The sequence below is a fragment of the Streptomyces sp. NPDC029151 genome (assembly GCF_055564315.1).
This window is the reverse complement of record NZ_JBVHWQ010000010.1, coordinates 155,971-171,084: the sequence shown is the minus strand read 5'-3', so window position 1 is coordinate 171,084 and position 15,114 is coordinate 155,971. Positions and strand designations below refer to the sequence as shown.

13 protein-coding genes and 1 pseudogene are annotated in these 15,114 nt (G+C 75.0%); 7 read left to right on the top strand and 7 right to left on the bottom strand.

Annotation, left to right across the window (positions count from 1 at the left end):
- Positions 1-176: 176 nt before the first annotated feature.
- Positions 177-710, bottom strand: coding sequence for a chloramphenicol phosphotransferase CPT (gene cpt, locus ACZ4VF_RS31400; RefSeq protein WP_467930225.1), 534 nt, complete (start codon positions 708-710; stop codon positions 177-179).
- Between the two features lie 208 nt (positions 711-918).
- Here cpt and ACZ4VF_RS31395 point away from each other — a divergent pair, with 208 nt between their 5' ends.
- Positions 919-1,815, top strand: coding sequence for an NAD(P)-dependent oxidoreductase (locus tag ACZ4VF_RS31395; RefSeq protein ID WP_467930224.1), 897 nt, complete (start codon positions 919-921; stop codon positions 1,813-1,815).
- A gap of 16 nt (positions 1,816-1,831) precedes the next feature.
- Here the strand turns inward: ACZ4VF_RS31395 and ACZ4VF_RS31390 are convergent, their stop codons facing one another.
- Positions 1,832-2,524, bottom strand: coding sequence for a hypothetical protein (locus ACZ4VF_RS31390; RefSeq protein ID WP_467930222.1), 693 nt, complete (start codon positions 2,522-2,524; stop codon positions 1,832-1,834).
- Positions 2,525-2,810: 286 nt separating this feature from the next.
- Between ACZ4VF_RS31390 and ACZ4VF_RS31385 the strand changes: the two genes are divergently transcribed.
- The gene (locus ACZ4VF_RS31385) at positions 2,811-3,746 is read left to right on the top strand and encodes an FG-GAP repeat domain-containing protein (RefSeq protein WP_467930221.1); all 936 of its coding nucleotides are present in this window, start codon (positions 2,811-2,813) and stop codon (positions 3,744-3,746) included.
- A gap of 147 nt (positions 3,747-3,893) precedes the next feature.
- On the opposite strand, the gene ACZ4VF_RS31380 is transcribed toward ACZ4VF_RS31385, so the two are convergent.
- The 4 genes and pseudogenes from ACZ4VF_RS31380 to ACZ4VF_RS31365 form a co-directional block, all read right to left on the bottom strand.
- On the bottom strand, positions 3,894-4,550 hold the full coding sequence (locus ACZ4VF_RS31380) for a maleylpyruvate isomerase N-terminal domain-containing protein (RefSeq protein WP_467930220.1): 657 nt from the start codon (positions 4,548-4,550) through the stop codon (positions 3,894-3,896).
- A gap of 73 nt (positions 4,551-4,623) precedes the next feature.
- Positions 4,624-4,797 (bottom strand): hypothetical protein, encoded by a 174-nt coding sequence (locus ACZ4VF_RS31375; RefSeq protein ID WP_467930359.1) that lies wholly within the window; start codon positions 4,795-4,797, stop codon positions 4,624-4,626.
- Positions 4,798-4,999: 202 nt separating this feature from the next.
- Positions 5,000-5,204 (bottom strand): annotated as a pseudogene (locus ACZ4VF_RS31370) (membrane dipeptidase); the annotation flags it as partial.
- 250 nt (positions 5,205-5,454) lie between these two features.
- Positions 5,455-6,576 (bottom strand): pyridoxal-phosphate dependent enzyme, encoded by a 1,122-nt coding sequence (locus tag ACZ4VF_RS31365; RefSeq protein ID WP_467930219.1) that lies wholly within the window; start codon positions 6,574-6,576, stop codon positions 5,455-5,457.
- A 450-nt stretch (positions 6,577-7,026) separates the two neighbouring features.
- Between ACZ4VF_RS31365 and ACZ4VF_RS31360 the strand changes: the two genes are divergently transcribed.
- The 3 genes from ACZ4VF_RS31360 to ACZ4VF_RS31350 all read left to right on the top strand — a co-directional run bounded on the left by ACZ4VF_RS31360 (position 7,027) and on the right by ACZ4VF_RS31350 (position 9,387).
- A complete protein-coding gene (locus tag ACZ4VF_RS31360; RefSeq protein ID WP_467930217.1) occupies positions 7,027-7,494 on the top strand; it encodes a hypothetical protein in 468 nt (155 codons plus the stop codon).
- Between the two features lie 120 nt (positions 7,495-7,614).
- A complete protein-coding gene (locus ACZ4VF_RS31355) occupies positions 7,615-8,070 on the top strand; it encodes an ester cyclase (protein WP_467930216.1) in 456 nt (151 codons plus the stop codon).
- An 87-nt stretch (positions 8,071-8,157) separates the two neighbouring features.
- Positions 8,158-9,387: a glycoside hydrolase family 88 protein gene (locus tag ACZ4VF_RS31350; RefSeq protein WP_467930215.1), complete on the top strand. Its 1,230-nt coding sequence runs from the start codon at positions 8,158-8,160 to the stop codon at positions 9,385-9,387.
- A gap of 37 nt (positions 9,388-9,424) precedes the next feature.
- Here the strand turns inward: ACZ4VF_RS31350 and ACZ4VF_RS31345 are convergent, their stop codons facing one another.
- Positions 9,425-10,219, bottom strand: coding sequence for an SDR family NAD(P)-dependent oxidoreductase (locus ACZ4VF_RS31345; protein ID WP_467930213.1), 795 nt, complete (start codon positions 10,217-10,219; stop codon positions 9,425-9,427).
- Positions 10,220-10,529: 310 nt separating this feature from the next.
- On the opposite strand from ACZ4VF_RS31345, the gene ACZ4VF_RS31340 reads away from it, so the two are divergent.
- Together ACZ4VF_RS31340 and ACZ4VF_RS31335 are read left to right on the top strand one after the other, a co-directional pair.
- Positions 10,530-10,898, top strand: a complete 369-nt coding sequence (locus tag ACZ4VF_RS31340; protein ID WP_467930212.1) for a hypothetical protein — start codon at positions 10,530-10,532, stop codon at positions 10,896-10,898.
- A 214-nt stretch (positions 10,899-11,112) separates the two neighbouring features.
- Positions 11,113-15,000 carry an nSTAND1 domain-containing NTPase gene (locus tag ACZ4VF_RS31335; protein ID WP_467930211.1) on the top strand — a complete coding sequence of 1,296 codons (3,888 nt, stop codon included), beginning with the start codon at positions 11,113-11,115 and terminating at the stop codon, positions 14,998-15,000.
- Positions 15,001-15,114: the final 114 nt, after the last annotated feature.

Below are 15,114 nucleotides of genomic sequence, written 5' to 3'. Positions count from 1 at the left end.
CACCGCCGTGGTATCTGGTCGCCGCGGGATCCGGCACCGGGCCGACCGGCGTCACGGCATCCGACAGCACACCGCCCGGGGTCCCCGCTCCGCGTGCCCGGAGCCGGAACCGTCACCGTGCCCGGCACCGAGTCCCTGATCACCCCCGGTCCGCACCCGCACCCGCTTCGCGTTCCTCACCCGACGCGGGCCACGATGGTCCGGGCACACACCAGGGACTCGGTGCGGGTGGTGTCCACCTCCATGTCGTACGACACCCCTTCGTGCACCGTGTCGGCCTGGGCGGCCGCCATGCCCCGCGCCCGGTCCCCCCGGGCGATCTCCCGTGCCGCGGCGACCTCCGCGTCACACCTGACTCCGACCCACAGCACGGCCAGCCCGGACAGGGCCTTCCGCCACCGTTCCTGGGAGTCCGCGCCGCCGAGGAAGACGTCGTCCACGACGACCCGGGCGCCCGCACGGGCCGTCGCCGCGACGCCCTCCATCCAGGCCGCCTCCAGCGCCCGGAAGCCCGCCCCGATGTGCACCCCGCCGTCCGGGGCGAACTCGATCCCGCCGTCCGTCTCGCGCAGGGCCGGCGGCAACGCGTCCACGAACGCGTCGATCCCGAACGCCAGCCAGGGATCGGGCAGGACGGTCTGCAGACACCGCACGATCCCGGACTTGCCCGCGCTGGAACCACCGTTGAGAAGGATCACCTGAGTCGTCACCGGGCCACTGTACGGAAACCGCGGGGCCGGCGGCCGCCCTTGTCCCTCCCCCTCTCCCGCGGCGACTGCACGGCAATACGACAGGGGAGGTGTGACCTCGTCCGGTGGGACGGCACGCCGGGGGAGGGGCTCGGTGCGCCGCACGCCCGGCTGGTGGAAGATCTCCCCAGTGGCCGCGCAGTCCCCCCACGTCAAGGAAGTTGAGGTCATGACCGACAAGCTCACCGTGAGTGTCCTGGGTACCGGCATCATGGGCGCCGCGATGGCCCGCAATCTGCTGCGGGCCGGACACACCGTCCGCGCCTGGAACCGCACCCGTGCCAAGGCCGAACCGCTCGCCGCCGACGGCGCCCAGATCGCCGGCACACCCGCCGAGGCCGTCGAGGGTGCCGACGTCGTCCTGACCATGCTCCACGACGGCGCGGTCACCCTGGACGTCATGCGCGAGGCCGCTCCCGCCCTGCGCTCCGGCACCGCCTGGGCGCAGGCCGGCACCGCCGGTGTCGAGGCCCTCGACGACCTGGCCGCGTTCGCCCGCGAGCACGGCCTGGTCTTCTTCGACGCGCCGGTGCTGGGCACCCGCGAGCCCGCCGAAGCCGGCCGGCTCCTCGTCATCGCCGCCGGCCCCGGCGAGCACCGCTCCGCCGTGAGCCCGGTGTTCGACGCGATCGGCACCCGCACCGTGTGGACCGGCGAGGACGGCGCGGCCGGTACCGCGACCCGGCTGAAGCTGGTCGCCAACAGCTGGGTTCTCGCGGCCACCGCCGCCACCGGCGAGGTGCTGGCCCTCGCCAAGGCGCTCGGCGTGGACCCCCAGGGCTTCTTCGACGCGATCGAGGGTGGCCCGCTGGACATGGGATACCTGCGGGCCAAGTCGGAGCTCATCCTCCAGGGCCGTCTCGTCCCGGCGCAGTTCGCGGTGGCCACGGCCGTCAAGGACGCCCGGCTCATCGTCCGGGCGGGCGAGGAGCACGGCGTGCGTCTGGACGTGGCCGCCGCGAGCGCCGCACGCCTGGAGCGCGCCGCCGCACAGGGCCATGCCGACGAGGACATGGCCGCGGCCTACTTCGCCAGCTTCGACACCGGCGACCGGCCGCCGGCCTGAGCGAAGCCCCGTACCGTCAGGCGGAGGTGTGCGGACCCTCCGCGTTCTCCGCCGGCGCGTCCGCCGCCGGTTCCCCTGCCGTCGTCCCCGCCGAGTCGTCCGCCGCCTGCCCCGGCACGGTGTAGAAGACGGACGAGCCCTGCTTGGTGCGCTGGGCGCCGTTCCTGGCCACGAGGTTCTCCAGAGTGGTGCGTACGACCTTGGTCTGGATGCCGCGTTCGGGGTGCGCCCGGACCAGCGCCTCGGCGACCTCGGCGGCGGAGCGCGGTTCCCTCTGCTCCGTCAGGTGGCGGCGGACGAGTTCGACGAGCGTGGGCTGAGCCGGCTCGGAGGCCGCCTTCCCGGCCGCCGGCTTCCGCGCCGCCGGCTTCTTGGCCGCCGCCTTCCTCACCTCCGGCTTCTTCGCCTCCGGTTTCCTCACGTCCGTCTTCTTCACCGCGGGCTTCCGGGCGTCGGCGCGCCGCGTGCCGCCGCTCTTCTTCCGGGGGGAGGGGACGACCGCCCCACCGGACGGAGCGGTGATGCCGAGGGCCTGCCGCATGCTGAGCAGGATGGCGTGGTCGTGCTGCAGGGTGGTCAACTGCTCCTGCAGGATGGCGATCTCCGCCGTGATGCGCTCCTGCTCCTTGAGGTTGTGTTCGAGGTCGTTGGTCACCTGGCTGACGTACTGAGAGGCCAGCTCGGTGACGGGCCCAGCGCTTTCCGGCATCTTTCCCTCCGCTCCTGACGGTGCGACACCAGGATGATACGGGCGGGTCAACCCGTTTTCACCGTCGGCGCAGTCACCGGCAGGGTGAGCGTAGCGGGGCCGACGCCTGTAAGGGCCCGTCCGCGCCCGTCCGCGCGGAGCGCACCCGGGGCCGGGACCGGCGCGATGCGGGCAGACGCCGAGTCGTTGCCGACGTACCGGGCTCGACGCGGGCCGTGGTGTTCCGGCCCGCCTCGCGACCGTCGGCGTACCGCGCGGTGATGCCGGAGCCGCAGGTGACGGCCACGTGCACCCGCCGGTCCGCCGCCGGCAGGCCGGCGTCGACGCGCTGTTCCGCGCCGTCACCGACCGCGGAGACCGCGCACCGCAGGGCGCCCGTGTCACCGAGCGGGGCCAGGAACTACGATCCCTGCCCATGGCAGCGCGCGGACACAGCAGAGCTCGCCGGTCCCGGCGCCTCACCCGCCCCGCCGCCCTGACGGCGGCGGCCCTGCTGCTGCTCGCCGGGGGCGAGGACTCGCTGGGCGAACCTCCGCCGCGGCCCGACGCACCGCCCGCCGTCACCGCGTGTCTGACCACGTCCGGGGACCTGATCGCCGACGTGGACAACGACGGCCGGCCGGACCGGATCACCGACCCGTCCCACCACGGCGCCCTGCTGGCCGTCACCTTCCGCCTCGGCTCGCCCGGCGAAGTGACCGTCTCCGCGCGGGGATTGGCCGACCGCCCCGGCCGCCGGCAGCAGTACGTGCGCGCCGCCGTCGCGGACTTCGACCGGGACGGCTGGAGCGACCTGGTCGTCGTGGCGGGTGAGGAGCAGGGCGGCGACGACCCGGTCCCGCCCCGCGTGGCCGAGCTGAGGTTCGGCCCCTTCTCCGGCACCGGCCGCAGCCGGCGGACCGTCCGGCTCGACCTCGGCACCACGAAGGACATCGCCGTGGCCGACTACGACCACGACCGCTACCCCGACCTCGCGGCGTACACCTACTCCGGCGACGGCACCTACGAGACCCAGGCCCGCCTCGGCGACCCGCACACCGGCCTCGCACCCGGCACCCGCGCCTACACCACGGACGCCCCGGACACGGGCTACGACCCCCCGGCCACCCTCTCCCACTCCGGCCTCACACCGTTCTACCCGACGTGCGGGGCGCGGCGGCCGGCCGGACGACCGGCCACCGGAGACGGCCGTGGCCCGGGGGCTCCACGTTCCCCCAGGTGAACGGTTCGTCGAATCCGGCGACCGGCCGTGCCGCGGCCCGGGCCTCGAACGCGGCTGCGGAGCCGAGGTGGCCGACGTAGGGCCAGGGTCGGGCGTCGGGTCCCGGCGCGGCCGGTCCGCCGTAGCGGCGGTCCCGGTGGCGGGCGTTCACCCGAGGACGAGCGGGAGTCTCGCGGCCAGTTCGCCCAGCTCGGCCCGCTCGGGGGCGGTCGGGGCGCGGCGGCCCGTGCCGATGCGCAGGACGTCCTGGTCGGACCACGAGACCGGGAAGGGCGCTCCCGCGATCTCCTCCAGCAGGGCACGGGCCCCGGCGAGGCTCTCGGCGGGCGGTTCCGGCGCGCCGGGGAGGTGGGCGATCAGGTCGAGGTGGTGCAGGGTCCACTCCAGGACGTACGCCGAGAGGTAGTCGCCCACGGTGAGGACCATGTCCTGGGTGCTCACCCGCTGCCCCGGGTCGGCCAGCCGCGCCGCGCGCCCGGCGGCCGAACCGACGTCGTCCAGATGGAACTTCAGCAGCTCCGGGTCCTCGTAGGCGGCGGCCAGCCGGACGGTCAGCGCGTCCAGTGGGTCGTCGCCGGTCGGCGGTGTCCCGGTGACGTTCCAGTACGTCGCCGCGTCCCGCGTCGGCTCCGCCGCGGCCGGTGTCACGAGGGTGATCAGCACGTCCTGGGCGTCGATGACCAGATGGCACACCAGGTCCCGGACCAGCCAGCCGGCACAGCCCGACGGCCGCGCGAAGTCCTCGGCGGGGAGCTCGGCGACCGCCGCGCGCAGGGCCGTCCACGAGCGCGAGAAGAGATCCACGGCCGCAAACTAGCAGGACACCGCCGCTCCTTCGAGCCCGTTCCCGCCGGCCACGGACGGCTGCCGCGTTCCCTCAGGAGACCGCGAGGGCGACGCCGAAGCCGATGGGCGCGACACCGGTGACCCGTCCGAGAGCCCCGTGGACGCGGGGCCGTTCCGGTACCGGGCCCGCCTCGGACAGCAGCAGCACCCGGCCGCTCAGCCACCCTGCGGTCGGCGTGGCGTGCGGCGGCACGAGCGGCGCCATGGCCCGCGCCGCGGGTTGCCGGGTGGGCACGGGGCGGGCGGCAGCCCGGTGTGGAGCGCGGCGGTCTTCGGGTCGAGGAGGTTGCCGATCGGACCGGTCCGCCAGGGCGCGCCGCCGGCCGAGCGGGCCTCGCCGTGGGCGACGGGCCCCGGCCGGCCTCGGCGGTGCCGCACAACGCCTGGGCACCCGGGAGGACCAGGTAGTACACCGACCAGTACTGGGCGCCGACCCCGCCGGCGCGCAGCCGCGGCCAGGTCGGTGTGCAGGCGTGTGCGCTGGTCGCCGGCGATGTCCAGGGCGTCCAGGTCGTAGCCGGCGTGCTCGCGCAGTGCCCAGGACAGGTCGTCGTGCCCGTCGACCACGGGGAACTCGCGCAGCAGCGCGCGTGCTTCGTCCAGGGCGGCCACGGCGGCCACTTCCCGGTCCCGAACAGCCGGACGGCCAGGTGTGCCGCCGGCGACGCGGCCAGAACGGCTGCCCCCGCGACGGCCGGCGCGCCCCGCACCAGCAGCCCGGCGGCGATCCCGCCGACGGTCCGCAGGGCCTCACAGGCTGAGCAGGCCGAGTACGGCGACGGCGGCAGCGCACTGGCTCAACATGCCGCGGCCGCCGCGGAGAGGGGGACGCGCAACGCGGGTCTCTGTCGGGGGCGTTCGGTTAGCGGGGTGTTCGGCACAGTGGTGCGGGGAAGTGCGGGTTGGCGGCGGTGCCCTCGGTGCTCAGCAGGACGACCACCGAGCCGGGTCCGAGGCCCAGCAGGTCCCGGCGTTCCCTGGCGCCGTCGCCGGTGAGGGCCGCGCGGACCCCGGCGAGCGCGGCGGCACCGCAGGGCCCCGAGGAGACGCCCAGCCCGGAGAGGTCCGCCGCCGCGCGGGTGCTGTCGGCGTCGGTGACGGCGACAGCGGCGTCCAGCCCGGCGCGCAGCACGGGCCAGGCCGTGCGGGACACCGCCCCGCAGTTCAGCCCGGCCATGACGGTCTCGCCGGTGGTGACGCCGACCGGAACGCCCTGGGCGAGGCTCGTCAGGAGGCAGGCGGCGGACTCCGGTTCGACCCCCAGCAGGGCCGTGGCCGGTGTCGCCGTACGGCTGCGGTAGTGGGTGACCACGGCCTGTGCCAGCGACCCGACCCCCACCGGGACGGCCACCAGCCCCGGCGCGCCGGCGTCGGCGGCCGCCAGTTGCTCGTCGATCTCGGCGCACAGGGTGGAGTAGCCCTGGACGATCCAGTCGGGGATCGTCTCGTACCCCTCCCACGCGGTGTCCTGCACCAGCACCGCGTCCGGTGCCCCGGCCGCCTCGTCCGCCCGTCGCACGGCCTCCTCGTACGGGCCCGGGACCCTCGTCACCGCCGCGCCCTCGGCCGCTATGGCCGCCACGGCGTCCGGGTGAACCCCGTCCGGGACGAAGACGTGCGCGGGCAGGCCGTGCAGCCCGGCCAGCCGGGCCACGGCCCGGCCGTGGTTGCCGTCCGTCGCGCAGACCAGGGTGACCGGCCCCCGCGCGCGTGCCGCCAGGATCAGGTGCACCGCCCAGGACGCGCCGAGCACCTTGAACGCGGGCAAACCCAGGCGTGCCGACTCGTCCTTGACGAAGACGCGACCCACCTCCAACTCGTCTGCCAGCTCAGGGAGTTCCCGCAACGGAGTAGGAGCGTGACCGGGCAGGGCGGCATGGAACTCCCGTACCTCGGCGGGGGCCGGCGCACAGCGCCAGGAGCGGGCGGCCGGCCGTACGAACCACGCCGGCGCCCCGGTGGACGACACAGTCTTCTCTCGCACCCCCTCAGCCTGCCGCGCCCCCCTTTCCCCGGTCCAGCGAATGGTTCCGACCAGTCCTGCACCGACCGCGGCTGCTGTGCGAGCCGAAGCACCGCGGCACCCTCGCCGCCGTGGCATCGCCGCCCTGTCGTACGGCCCGTCTCCCGGCAGATCTCCCGACTGGAGACGGAAGTCGGTGTTCCGCCCGGCCCCACGGTGTTCCTGCGCACCCCCGCCGGACTCACCAACGGGGCCCGTGCCGCTCCCCTGTCGCCCGACCGCGCCTGGAACGGACAGCCTCCGCCCATCGCCCCGCGACCACTGCCCCGCGGCCGGCGCGTCCGCCATGTCCTCACCCGCCGTACGCCAGGACTGCAGCCGGCACCCGGCCGTACGGGCCTGCCGGGGGGCCTGCGCCGGGCCGTGTCGGGTCTGGCATCATCACCGTCATGACCGCCGACCGAAAGGCCCATGCCGCGTAAGCGGCCCGGCGCGCTGCGCGCCCGACAGCCCTCCCGAGTCCCGCGAGGCCTCCCGGCCCAGCGCATCCACGGCCTGTCCCCGCGGACCAGCCGCGCGATCGCGGACGTGGAGCGGCGCTCCGACGACTACCACCTCTACCCCGGTGCGACCGACCAGGCCCTGCGCCGGTACCGGGCGTTCCTCGGTCCCGCCGGACGCCGCCCCCGGTACCCGCGGCCCTCGGGATGCGACTGCCGGGGCTGCTCCTTCCGTGACGTACGGCATGCCCGTGACGTACTGGAGGACGTCCTGCGGCAGTTGCCGCCCCGTCCCCGTGTCGAGCTGTGGCACCGGGTGCGGGTGCTGGACGCCGCGTACGTGGCACGCACCCTGCCGGATCCGTTCGCCCGCCGGCGCCAGTGGCGTGCGCACCTGTGGTGGCGGCGCCGGCTGGAGGACGCGTGCGAGGGAGGGTGAGAGGCGGCGGGCCGCCGGCGGCGGCCATGTCACACACCGGTGGGCCGTCCCGTCGTAGGGGGTGAGGCGACGACAACGGACCTTGAGGCCCAGGCCTCATGCCGACCCGGGGAGGAACGCATGCCGACAGCGCAGGCGGAACGCAACAAGGCGACCTTCGGTCGTCTCCACGACGCCGTCAACACCGGCGACCTGGAGACCGTCTCGAAGACGATCGACGAGATGGTCGCGCCTGACGTCCGGTTCCACGCGCCGGTACCGATGGGCACGACGGGGGCACAGGCGCTCAAGCAGGTGTGGGAGGTGCTGCTGCGCGCGTTCCCCGACCTGCGCGTCACCACGGAGGACACCGTCGCCGAAGGGGACAGGCTGGTCCTGCGCAACACGGTCACCGGCACCCACCTGGGCGAGTACCGGGGCCTGCCGCCCACCGGGAAGCCCGTCCGGTACGGCGAGATCTTCATCATCCGTTTCGCGGACGACCGCGTCGCCGAGATCTGGGGTGTGGTGGACGTCCTGGCCCAGCTGCGGCAGCTGGGCGTGGAGCCGGACACCGGTGTGCGTTCACGTGGATGAACATGACTCAGGTGGGTGTACACGTCCGACGGTGCTGTGCGAAGCTCGGCCGACTTCTCTTGTCCGAGGCGGAATGGGAGGGCGACCATGAGCGTGTCCCGGCGTGCGCTGTTGGCCACGGGGGCCGGTGCGGCGGCCGCGGGAGTCCCGGCGGTGCCGGCCGCGGGAGCCACGGACCGGCAGGCCCCGGGGGCGACCCTGCGGACGCTCCGGGCGGCGGCGGACTACGCCGTCGAGAAGGTCCGCACCGTCGCGCCGGACGTGACCGGCTTCCCGGTCGGCACGAAGTTCGAGAAGTGGACGTACTCGCGCACCGGGGACTGGGTGGGCGGATTCTGGCCAGGAACGCTGTGGATGGCCTGGCTCCACACCAAGGACGACTCCTTCCGCACGTGGGCGGTCGACTCGGCCCGCGGCCTCGCCCCCCGTCAGTACGACACGAGCACCCACGACCTCGGCTTCCTCTTCACCCCCTCGTGGGTCACCGCCTGGCGGCTGACCGGCGACGGGACATGGCGGACCGGCGCGATACAGGCCGCCGACTCCCTGAGCCGGCGGTACAACCCGCGCGGACGGTTCATCCGCGCCTGGGGCGCGCTGACGGACCGTGCCAACGCGGGCCGCGTCATCATGGACACGATGATGAACCTCGACCTGCTGGCGTTCGCGAGCCGGGAGACCGGCGACGGCAGGTACCTGGACATCGCCGTGGAGCACGCGAGGACCGCGCAGCGCGTCTTCCCCCGCCCGGACGGATCCACCCCGCACGTCTTCGACTTCGACCCGGACACCGGCGCACCGCTCGGCCCCGGCACGGTGCAGGGGTACAGCCCGACGTCCTGCTGGTCGCGCGGACAGGCCTGGGGCATCTACGGGTTCACCACGATGTACCGGCGCACCGGGAACCCGGAGTTCCGGGACACCGCACGCAGGCTGGCCGACTTCGCCATCGGGGCGCTGGGCCCGGACCACGTCCCCGTCTGGGACTACCGCGCGCCGCAGCAGCCGTACGACGTCAAGGACGCCTCCGCCGGCGCCGTCATGGCCTGCGGCCTGCTCGACCTGCACGCGTCGACGGGCAGCCGGACCTACCGGGAGGTGGCGCTGCGCCTGCTCACCGCACTCGCGGACACCTGCCTGACGAGGAACTCGGCGCGCGCCGACGCGGTCGTGGCCCGCTGCACCCGCAACCGCCCGGCCGAGGACGGGATCGAGATCTCGCTGCCCTACGCCGACTACTACCTGCTCGAAGGCATCCTCCGCGTGCTCCGGCCCGACGACGTCGACCGGGCCATCGACCTGTCGCAGCCGAGCTGACCCCCCACGCCGTCCCCCGGACCACCGCCGACCGGCGTCAGGGCAGGATCGAGTCGATGTACCCGCCGTCCACCCGCAGCGCCCCGCCGGTCGTGGCCGACGCCTGCTCCGAACTGAGGTAGACGACCATGTGGGCGATCTCCTCCGGCTCGATCAGCCGCTGCAGCAGGGACTGCGGGCGGTGCTCGCGCATGAACGCGCGCTGCGCCTGGTCCCAGGGCAGCTCCCGGTCCACGAGGTCGTACACGAAGTCCTCCACGCCGCCGGTGTGCGTGGGACCCGCGATGACGGAGTTCACCGTGACGCCCGTGCCCGCCGCCTTCTTGGCGAAGCCGCGGCTCACCGCCAGCAGCGCGGTCTTCGACATGCCGTAGTGGATCATCTCGGCGGGGACGACCACGGCCGAGTCGCTGGCGACGTACTGGACGCGCCCCCAGCCGCGCTCGGTCATGCCCGGCAGGTAAAGCCGGGTCAGCCGTACGGCGGCGAGGACGTTCACCTCGAAGTAGCGCCGCCACTCGTCGTCGGTGATCTCCAACGGGTCCGCGGCGCCGAAGACGCCCAGGTTGTTGACGAGGATGTCCACCTGCGGCAGCAGCCGGGCCACCCGGTCCGCGCCCTCGTCGCCGGACACGTCGGCGGCCACCGGCACCAGTTCGGCGCCGGGGGCCTGCTGTGCGAGTGCGGCGACGCTGTCGGCCACCCGCCGCTCGTCGCGGCCGTTGACGCCCACACGGGCCCCGGCCCGGGCGAGGGCGACGGCGATGGCGGCGCCGATTCCCTGCGTCGAGCCGGTGACCAGCGCGGTGCGTCCTGTCAGGTCGATCTGCATGGGCGGACGGGTCCCTTCGTACACGCGTGGATGCAAGGGTCCGTCAAGTGTGCCGGGCGGGCGCGCGGGAACGGCGGACGGCGCGACCGCGCTGGACCGTTCGGCCCCGCCCGCGGGAAGGCCGCCACCGGCCCGTCCGCACGCCGTTGCCCGCCGCTCCTCCTCCCGCTGGTCACGGGCGGTTTCCCGGGCGAGGGCGGGACGGACGACGGGAAACCCGTCGACACGGGCCAGGCGCCGCGGGACCGTCAATCCGTCAACACCAGGTACGACCTGCGACGACGACGCAGGAGAACGGCAAGGGGGAACCATGCGCACGATGCTTCGCGGGGCCGCCGCGTTCGCGACCGCCACGGCAGCGGTGCTGGCGATGAGCGGCGCGGCCCACGCCCGGCCGGCGGCCGACCCGTGGGCCGGCTGCCCGGACGGCGCGGTCTGCGTGTACCCGCAGAACCAGGACCCGGCCCGGTCGCCGAGCCTGGTCCTCTACAGCTACGGCCCGCACAACCTCAGCAACCAGGTCGGCCGGCACTGGGTCCTCAACAACCAGTACGGCGGGGCCACCGCGAGCCTGTGCACGGGGTACAACGGCGTCGGCTGCGGCGGACCCATCGCCGAGGGGACGGGCGTGTACGCCGACCTGACACCGATCAACTCCATCACCCTCAACCGGCCGTAGGCGAGGGGCGGAACAGGACCACGGACCCTCGGCCGCCCCACCCCACCCACGGCCGGCCGAGGGGCAGCACGGGGGAAGCTTCCGGAACCGCGACCGCGGTTCCGGAAGCTTGTTTTCGGCCACTGTGCACGCATGGCTGGGCCACCTGTCCGACCCCGGCAGTAACCTGGGCTCCCGCCGTCTCACGGCCTGGCACGCTTGCCATGGGGGACCCTTGGGGGAACCGCGACAGGGAGCCGGCAACGGCAACCGGAACGAGAACGACGGGGACCGGGCGGTGCCGACCACACCGTCCTTCCCCGCACACCTACGACGACTGAGGCAGCAGCGCGGTCTGTCACTCGCCGACCTGGCCCGACAGACCCACTACAGCAAGGGGTATCTGAGCAAGATCGAGACCGGCGCGAAGCGCCCGACCGTCGACGTGGCCCGCCGCTGCGACCGGATCCTGCGCGCGGACGGCGAGTTGCTGGCGCTGGTCGCCCCACCGCGCCCGGCGAGACCCGCCGACGGCAACGATGTCACCGGCCCCGGCTGCCCCTACCCGGGCCTGTCGGCGTTCACCACCCAGGACGCAGGCCGGTTCTTCGGCCGGGAACGGGCCACGGCCGCCCTCGTGGAACGGGTCTTCGACAGGGTCGGCAAGGGGCCGCTGCTGCTCGTCGCCCCCTCCGGCGCGGGCAAGTCGTCCCTGCTGAACGCCGGCCTGGTGCCCGCCCTCCGACGGCCCGGCGGCTTCCCGATGGCCGGCGCCGACCGCTGGCCGGTCGTCACCCTCACCCCCACCGCGCACCCGTCGCGGGAGCTGCTGGAACGCGCCGCCAAGGTGCTCGGCGGCGACCTGGACCTCACCACCGCCCGGCTGGCCGAGCGGCCCGAGGCCCTCCTCGACGCGGTACGGACCCGCGTGGACACACCCCCGGCCGGGCGCCGGCCACCGCCCCCGCCCCGACTGGTCCTGCTGGTCGACCAGTTCGAGGAACTGTTCACCCTCTGCGCCGACGAGGACGAACGGCGCACCTTCGCCCGCGTGCTGTGCGCGCTGGCCGCGCCCGAGCCGTCTGCCGCCCACGATCCCGCGGTGGTCGTCCTCGGTGTGCGCGCCGACTTCTCCGGGCGCTGCCTCGACCTGCCCGGACTCGCCCCCGCCTTCACCGACGGCCTGCACGTCCTGGCGCCGATGACCACCGCGGAGCTGATCGAGTCCGTCACCCGCCCCGCCGAACTCGCCGGTGTCACCCTCGAGCCCGGGCTCGTCCCGCTGCTGCTGCGGGACGCCGGACTCACAGGCGAACCCGGTGAACCCGCCGACCCCGGCAGTCCCGGCGGACCCGGAGCGCGGGGGGTGCCCTCCGGCGCGCTGCCCCTGGTCTCGCACGCCCTGCTCGCCACCTGGCGCCGCCGCGAGGGGAACACCCTCACCGTCGCGGGGTACGAGAGCACCGGCGGCATCCAGGGCGCCGTGGCCCGCACCGCCGAGGACGCCTTCGCCCAGCTGTACCCCGCCGAGCAGCAGACCATCCGGCGCATCCTCTCCCGGCTCGTGCAGGTCTCCGACGACACCGGCGCGACCCGGCGCCGGGTCCGCCGCACCGACCTCGTGGCACAGCCGTCCGACGCGGCGGGCGCCGACACCGCGCTCGACGTGTTCGTCCGCGCCCGGCTCGTCACCGTCGACAGCGACAGCGTGGAGATCACCCACGAGGCCCTGCTGCACAGCTGGCCCCGGCTGCGGGACTGGATCGACGCGGACCGGGCGGGCCTGCTCGTCCGCCAGCAACTCGGCCACGCGGCGGCCGCGTGGGAACGCGAGGGCCGCGACCCGTCGGCGCTCTACCGCGGCACCCGGCTCGACACCGTGCGCTCCTGGGCGGCGGACACGGACCGGCTCGGCCCGCTGGGCCCCGTGGAGGAGGCGTTCCTGCACGCCAGCGAAGCCGAGGAGGAGACCCGTCAGCGGCAGACACGGCGTCAGAACCGGCTGCGGCAGGCGATGACGGCCACGCTCGTCGTCCTGCTCGGCTGCGCCCTGGCCGCCGGCGGTCTCGCCTACCGGCAGCGCACCGACGCGCTCGCCCAGGAGCGCCTCGCCCGCTCCCAGGCCCTGGCCGTCCGCTCCACCCTGCTGGCCGGGGGCCGCCCGGAGGCCTCGATGCTGCTCGCCGCCGAGGCCTACCGCACCCAGCCCACCGCCACCACCCGCGGCGCCCTGCTGAGCACCCAGGCCGAGCCCTTCGCGGCCCGGCTCGGCGGTCACCGCGGCCCGGTCAACGCGGTCGCCTTCGCCCCGGGCGGCCGTCTGCTGGCCACCGCCGGCTCCGACGGCACGGTCCGGCTGCGGCGCCTGACCGACCACCGGACGACCGCGACGCTCACCGTCCCCGGCCGCATCCGTGCCCTCGCCTTCAGTCCGGACGGCCGTACCCTCGCGGTCACCTCGACCGACGGACCGGTACGGCTGTGGTCCCCGGGCCGCCCCTCCCGCACCACGCTGCTGCCGGACACCGCGGCGGCCCGCGCGGTCGCCTTCGCCCCGCGCGGGCACACCCTCGCCGTCGCCGCCACCGACGGAGCCGTCCAGCTCTGGGACACGGCCCGCGGCCCGCGGCGGACGGCCCGCCTCACCGGCCACTCCGGCGAGGTCGACGCGCTCGCCTTCAGCCCGGACGCCCGCACGCTCGCCTCCGCCGGAGCCGACCGGACCGTACGGCTGTGGGACGCCGGCCGGGCCCGTCAACTGGCCGCCCTGCGCGGACACACCGACGCGGTGCTCGGCCTGGCCTTCGCCCCCGACGGCCGCGGCCTGGCCAGCGGGGGAGTGGACCGGACCGTACGGCTGTGGGACGTCGGCCGCCGCCGGGCCACCGCGACGCTCAGCGGGCACAGCGACGACGTCAACGCGGTCGCCTACACCCGCGACGGCACCACCGTGATCAGCGCGAGCGGGGACGGCACGACCCGGCTGTGGGACGTCCGCGGCGGACGGCTCGTCACCGTCCTGAGCGGACACACCGACTACGTGATGTCCGTGGCGGTCGACACCACCGGCACACTGCTCGCCACCGGCGGGTTCGACCAGTCCGTGGTCCTGTGGGACCTGCGCGGCCGCACCCTGGCCGCCCGCCCGTTCACGGAGGTCTCCGCCGTCGCCTACCGGCCCGACGGACGGCAGCTGGCCACCGCGGACGCCGACCACACCGTGCGGCTGTGGGACCCCGGCCCGGCCCGCCGGCGCGGCACGCCCACCACCCTGGAAGGACAGCCCGGCAGCGTCACCACCGTGGCGTTCGCGCCGGACGGGCACACGCTCGCCGCGGCCGGTTCCGACGGCACGGTGGTGCTCTGGGACACCACGGCCCGCCGCCCGCGCACCGTGCTGCACGGCCACCGCGGAGCCGTGTTCGCAGTGGCGTTCGCCCCCGACGGCCGTACCCTCGCCTCCGCGGGCGCCGACCGCACCGTCCGCCTCTGGGACGTCCCCGGCCGCCGCCCGCTCGCCGTCCTCACCGGCCACACCGACTACGTCAACGGCGTCGCCTTCAGCCCCGACGGACGGCAACTGGCCAGCGCCGGCGACGATCTGACGGTCCGGCTGTGGGACGTCCGGACCCACCGTCCGCTGGCCAGGCTGACCGGCCACACCGGCGCCGTGCGGGGCGTCGCGTTCAGCCCGGACGGCCGCACCCTGGCCAGTGCGGGCAACGACGGCACCGTACGGCTGTGGGACGTGGCCCGGCACCGGCTCCTCGACTCGCTGACCGGCCACACCGGCTCGGTGCGCGGCCTGGCCTTCTCACCGGACGGCCGACTGCTGGCCAGCAGCGGCAACGACCGTACGGTACGGCTGTGGGACGTGCCCGGACGGCGGCCGTGGGCCACGCTCTCCGGGCACACCGACGCCGTGTGGGGCGTGGCCTTCGCCCCCGACGGACGGACGGTGGCGAGCAGCAGCTACGACGGCACGGTACGGCTGTGGAACCTGGACACCGGCACCCGGCTGGCGGAGATCTGCCGCCTGGACCGCGAGACGGATCCGGCGACCCGCCGCTCCCTGCTCCCCGGCGAGCCCGCCCCCGGCGCCTCCGCGTGCCCGCCGCACTGAACAACCAGCCTGTCCGGAAGGGGTTTCCCGAACGTTTCCCGTTGCCCGTCGAAGAAGGTCCGCGCGTCCTCGTCGACCGGCACGCCGTACCCGGGAAGGCTGTGCACCGACCAC